Origin of the sequence: Thermogemmatispora sp. (genome assembly GCF_019683755.1) — a bacterium.
GTDB lineage: Bacteria > Chloroflexota > Ktedonobacteria > Ktedonobacterales > Ktedonobacteraceae > Thermogemmatispora.
The window spans coordinates 1-5,150 of record NZ_JADGHT010000329.1 but is presented as its reverse complement, the minus strand read 5'-3'; the positions used below and the strand labels follow the sequence as shown (position 1 = coordinate 5,150).

At 58.8% G+C, this 5,150-nt stretch carries 6 protein-coding genes; 2 read left to right on the top strand and 4 right to left on the bottom strand.

The window, feature by feature from the left end; genetic code table 11:
- Positions 1-368: penicillin acylase family protein (locus tag IRZ24_RS16520; protein ID WP_297166506.1), on the top strand; the 368-nt coding region annotated here is incomplete at its 5' end.
- Between the two features lie 243 nt (positions 369-611).
- On the opposite strand, the gene IRZ24_RS16515 is transcribed toward IRZ24_RS16520, so the two are convergent.
- Positions 612-956 carry a hypothetical protein gene (locus tag IRZ24_RS16515; RefSeq protein ID WP_297166504.1) on the bottom strand — a complete coding sequence of 115 codons (345 nt, stop codon included), beginning with the start codon at positions 954-956 and terminating at the stop codon, positions 612-614.
- A 452-nt stretch (positions 957-1,408) separates the two neighbouring features.
- Between IRZ24_RS16515 and IRZ24_RS16510 the strand changes: the two genes are divergently transcribed.
- The gene (locus tag IRZ24_RS16510) at positions 1,409-2,440 is read left to right on the top strand and encodes a DNA adenine methylase (protein WP_297166501.1); all 1,032 of its coding nucleotides are present in this window, start codon (positions 1,409-1,411) and stop codon (positions 2,438-2,440) included.
- On the opposite strand, the gene IRZ24_RS16505 is transcribed toward IRZ24_RS16510, so the two are convergent.
- From IRZ24_RS16505 to IRZ24_RS16495, 3 genes are read right to left on the bottom strand one after another with little or no spacing between them, the layout of a single operon-like run.
- Positions 2,424-3,329 (bottom strand): ABC transporter permease, encoded by a 906-nt coding sequence (locus tag IRZ24_RS16505; protein WP_297166499.1) that lies wholly within the window; start codon positions 3,327-3,329, stop codon positions 2,424-2,426. The two genes, IRZ24_RS16510 and IRZ24_RS16505, sit on opposite strands and share 17 nt — an antisense overlap.
- A gap of 5 nt (positions 3,330-3,334) precedes the next feature.
- Complete coding sequence (locus tag IRZ24_RS16500) at positions 3,335-4,432, bottom strand: ATP-binding cassette domain-containing protein (protein WP_297166496.1); 1,098 nt, start codon at positions 4,430-4,432, stop codon at positions 3,335-3,337.
- A complete protein-coding gene (locus tag IRZ24_RS16495; protein ID WP_297166493.1) occupies positions 4,413-4,937 on the bottom strand; it encodes a MarR family transcriptional regulator in 525 nt (174 codons plus the stop codon). Before IRZ24_RS16495 ends, IRZ24_RS16500 begins: the two co-directional genes overlap by 20 nt.
- Positions 4,938-5,150 lie beyond the last annotated feature (213 nt).

Genomic DNA, 5,150 nt, shown 5'->3' with positions numbered 1-5,150 from the left:
GGCAGTATGGAGCGATTCACCGCCTGACCTATCAGCATCCGCTGGGGAATGTGAAGCCGCTCGATAAGCTGTTCAACCGTGGCCCCTATCCAGCGGGCGGCGATATCGATACGGTCTTTATGGGCGCGGTGCTGCCGAACCAGCCGGAGCAGGTGGTGATTGTGCCTTCGTATCGCCAGATTGTAAACCTGGCCGATCTGAATGCTTCGCTTTCGGGCCATGCCCCCGGGCAGTCGGGCCATCCCGGCAGCCGCCACTATGGTGACTTTGTGCGTCCCTGGCTGCGTACGGAACATCATCCGATGCTCTTCGAGCGCCAGACGATCGAGGAGAATATGGAGGGCCGCTTGTTCTTGCAGCCGCGCTAGTCTGGTTGCCCCCCGCGAGTCAGGCAAGTCGTGGAGTAGCTTTCCAGGACCAGTGCGGGACGAGACCCCATTACTCCTAGAGGGCAGGCTACAGCAATTGGGCTGCCGCCTGCCCTCTACGCCGGTTCGCTGGTTGCTGCTGCCTCCTGCCTCTGAAAGGAGATCCCTCCCCTGGCCGAACCGCGGGAGCGTGACCTGGGACTCGGCTTCTCCAGAGAAGCCTACTTCTGCCTGAGAGCAGCACTAGAGGCTGCCAGCCAACGGGGTCACGCTGTGCTCACTCCTTTCCACCTCCTGCTCGCTTTCTGCGCGTCCCAGACGTGGGACCTCTACCTGTTCCCAGCCGGCCCTTCCAGCGCTCTGATCGCCCCCGCTGTCGAAACCCTGCTGGAGCAGGAAAGCTCTGCCCTGTAGCTGCCGTGGCAGCTTGACCCAGCCCTGCAGCAGGCCCTCGCCTCTGCCAGAGAAGAGGCCCACGAGCGTGGCTATCCCATCGTGGGGATCGAGACCTTCCTTGTCCCCGATGCCGCCCTGCAGCGCATTTTCGCTCTCGCCAAAGACGAGGCCCGCCAGCACAGCGCACAGCACATCAGTCTCGGCCCCCTGCTGCTCGGCCTGCTGCGCGTCGCCGATGAAGGTCTCCTGCCGCCCTCCTTGCAGCAGTTGCTGACCCGCTTCGGCCTCTCCTATGCCGTCGTGCGCTCCTCTCGCCGAGGAGACTTTCTCTCTCTAGGGCCACCAGCCACCTTGCTCTGCTCCACAAGGCCAGCCAAGGAGATACAGACAGACCCTGGCTATCTTCGCCCTCTATCCGGACCCAGAGAGCACAAGGAGTCAGGGTCTCACCCGGCACCGTTGGATCGCTGGCCAGAAGCTGCGCAGGGATAAGCCTCTCGCTACAGAGACTCTTGCAAAGGCCAGGCAACTGTGGTCTATACTGCCTAATTGACAGTATTCGCCGCCGCGGTTTTAGCCGCGCGGGAATCCAAAGCGGCGGATCAAAGGTACTCTTCTATTTCAAGCGTATTGAGGCGGCTGGCATGGGACACAATGGAACAAAAAGACTGATCGCTTTTGGCTGGTACGGGGGGAAATTTAATCATCTCAATTGGCTCTTACCATTGCTGCCCAAGACCACCCACTACTGCGAACCTTTTGGCGGCTCTGCTGCCGTCCTGCTCAACCGCGAGCCATCAGCGGTAGAGACCTACAATGACCTCGACAGCGAGGTTGTCAATTTCTTCCGCGTCTTGCGCGAGCAGAAAGAGGCCCTGATCGAGGCCATTGGCCTGACGCCCTTCTCGCGCGAGGAATTCGAACGCGCCTGCAGCGAAGCGTCGGAAGGCCTCTCAGATCTGGAGCGAGCCCGACGCTTTTTCATCCGCGCCCGCCAGGTACGCACCGGGCTGGCGCAGTCCGCCAGCGCCGGACGCTGGGCGCACTGCATCCTGACCAGCCGCGCCGGGATGGCAGGGGCCGTTTCACGCTGGCTGGGCAGCGTCGAGGGACTGGCCGAAATTGCCCAACGCTTGCTGCGCGTGCAAATTGAACATGCCCCTGCGATCGATGTCATCGAGCGCTACGACAGCGAGGAAACCCTTTTCTACTGCGACCCTCCCTATCCACACGATGTCCGTGGGGACGCCAATGCCTATGCTCATGAAATGAGCGACGATGATCATCGCCGTCTGGCAGAGGTACTGCACAGTGTGAAAGGCAAGGTCGCCCTCTCTGGCTACCACTGCGATCTCCTTGATCATCTTTATCGCGATTGGAGATGCATAGAGGCACCAGTAAAGCTCTGCCATTCGAAGAAGACTCCCAGGCAAGAAGTATTGTGGGTGAATTATGACGTCTTGAAAGCAGCAGCCTGGAAGGGTGCCATGCAGCGACGGGGTCGGCGGCGCCGAGAGAGACTGAGCCAGGCAGGGCTATGGTCACAAGCAGCAAGCCGGTATCCTCGCCTCAAAGGCAAAAGATACCGGCCCCTTCTTCCAGAAAGTTGCCTGCCTGGTCCAGAGCGCCAGGCTTCAGGCTGGCAGGCAGCTCCCGCCTCTAATCCTGCTTATTGAAGGCCAGCGCCCCCCAGACAATAAAGATCAGCCCCAGCACCGCCACAATCGCCAGCTCCACCGACGTTGACAGTGTCGTATCGAAGATCTTCACCCCTAGCCCGAGCGCATCCAAGACAAACTGTGGCAGATTCAGAGCACGCAGCACTGCCTGCCGCAGCGGGTCCACCCCATACGTCACCGGGTTAATCTTCGTCAGGAAGGCCAACCAGTCGGGCAGATTGCGCAGGGGGAAGAGCGCCCCGCTCAGGAAGAACATCGGCATGAGGAAGAACTGCATAATCATCTGGAAGCCTTCCATCGACTTCATGCGCGAAGCAATGACAATGCCCAGCGACGTCAGAGAGAAGGCCAAGAGCAGCATCTCCAGCATCAACTTGACCACCAGACCAACGCTCAGATTCACCCCCACCAGCGGCGCAAAGATCAGCATGATCGTTCCCTGCAACATAGCGATCGTACTGCCCCCGAAAGCCTTCCCCAGCACCAGCGACGTACGCGAGATCGGCGCCACCAGCATCTCACGCAGAAACCCAAACTCGCGATCCCAGACAATCGAGATCGCCGAGAAAATCGAGGTAAAGAGCACCGTCATGCTCAAGACGCCCGGGAAGAGGAAGGTACGGAAATCGAGGGTCGGCGTCCCTGGCGGCAGATTGGTCTGACCTCCCATCACGTTCAGACTGTTCGAGAGGCCCGAACCAAAGATGAACAAAAACATTAAGGGCTGGGCCAGCGAGGTGATGATACGTATCCAGTCGCGCACAAAGCGCAGAACCTCACGGTACCAGATGATGAAAATCGTGTTCAGATTGCGCCGGAACGGCCCATTGATCGGCGTTAGTGCCCTCTCTAGCTGTGCCGGTTGCGGTGTCGCTACAGTTGCCATCGTGCTTACCTCCTTGCCCAGCGGCGCGAGCGCATGAAGCCACGCATCTGCTCTCTGGCGTCCGCCTCTTCATCACGGATCTCACGCCCCGTCAGCTTAATGAAGACGTCGTCAAGGGTCGGGCGCCGCACGCTGATCGAGGCGATCCGTGCTGTTACCTTTTCGACGATGCGCGGGACCAGCTCCTCTCCGCCCGTGATCTCGAAAATCAATTCGCCCTTGTTCTCGCGCGGCTCCACTCCAAAATGCTCCTTGATCTGCTGCGCCGCCAGAGCATTATCGCTGGTTCTCAGACGAATGACGTCGCCCCCTACCATGTCCTTGAGCCGACTCGGCGTGTCCAGCGCCACGATCTGGCCATGATCAATAATGGCAATTCGATCACAATATTCGGCTTCATCCATATAGTGAGTAGTCAAAAACATCGTGATCTGCTTTTGCTGACGCAGATTCAGAATATATGACCAGAGATGCAAGCGCGTTTGTGGATCGAGACCGATGGTCGGCTCATCGAGAAAGAGGACGCGCGGATAGTGTAAGAGACCACGCGCGATCTCTAGACGGCGCTTCATGCCTCCCGAGAAGGTACGCACGAGCTGATCACGTCGGTCGTAGAGATCGACCATCTTGAGCAGCTCCTCACGGCGCTGCTTGCTGACCGACGCTGGCAGGCCATAAACAGTGGCGTGAAAGCGCAGGTTCTCATCCGCGGTCAGGCGATCGTCAAGGCTCGGGTCCTGAAAGATGAGGCCGATCGACTCGCGCACCTTGTTGCGCTGCGTCACAATGTCATAGCCGGCAATGCGCGCTCGCCCCGCTGTAGGGCGCAACAAGGTACAAAGCATGTTAATCGTTGTCGACTTGCCGGCCCCATTGGGACCAAGGAAACCAAAGATCTCCCCCGGGTAGACTTCGAAGGAAATGCCCTTAACCGCCTCGAGCTTGCCATAGTGGCGAGTCAGGCCCTCCACTTCAATAATAGGGGGGCCACTTGGACGTACCCCCTCGCTCGCTACGGCTAGCTGTAGATCCGCCGGCGACTGAAAGCGACCGTTCAGCTGATCTTCCCGCATTGCCTGCTCTTCAGCAGCCATGTCTGCCATGTGTCTCTCCTTCTCTCTCAGCTCTCTCAGCTATCACTCCGGCCAGCTCTTCTAGCCCACGCAGAAGGGCAACTCGCCCCTCTTCACTCATCAGGCTGAAGACCGCCTTGAGCTGCTCTTTCATCTGCTGCGCCATATGCTGACGCAAGGCTTTTCCAGAATCAGTGAATTCCACAAAGACCTGACGACGGTCTTGCTGATCACGTCGCCTGATGACCAGCCCCCGCCGCTCTAGACTGTCGACGGCTCGCACTACCGTCGCCGGGTCCAGGTCGAGGCGATTGGCCAGGAGACCGATGGTGTATGGCTCCCCCCCTTCCTGCTGGGCCCGTTGCAGCAAGCCCAAAACCATGAACTGGGTCATGCTCACCATCGCCCCATGCTGCGGCAAACGCTTGAAATTTGCCCCCAGTGCCCGCTGAACCTGATTGAAGAGGGCCGCAAAGCGCTCCGCCTGCTCCTCCAGATGCAGCACCTGCCTTTCACCATCGGTCTCTCTCTCCATGACCCCTGATCGCTTCCTTTCTCTCTACACCATTGATCGGTCGCCTCGGTCAATCCATTGATCCTACCAATTACTGGCGGTAACAATTATTGACCAGATCAAAGAATAACACGATCCTTTCAGGGCTGTCAAGCCTACCCCCTCAATCCGATATATCGTTTTCTGGGAAGTATAACGATATATCGGATCAGTGTCAAGTTGGTCATCCCTTCG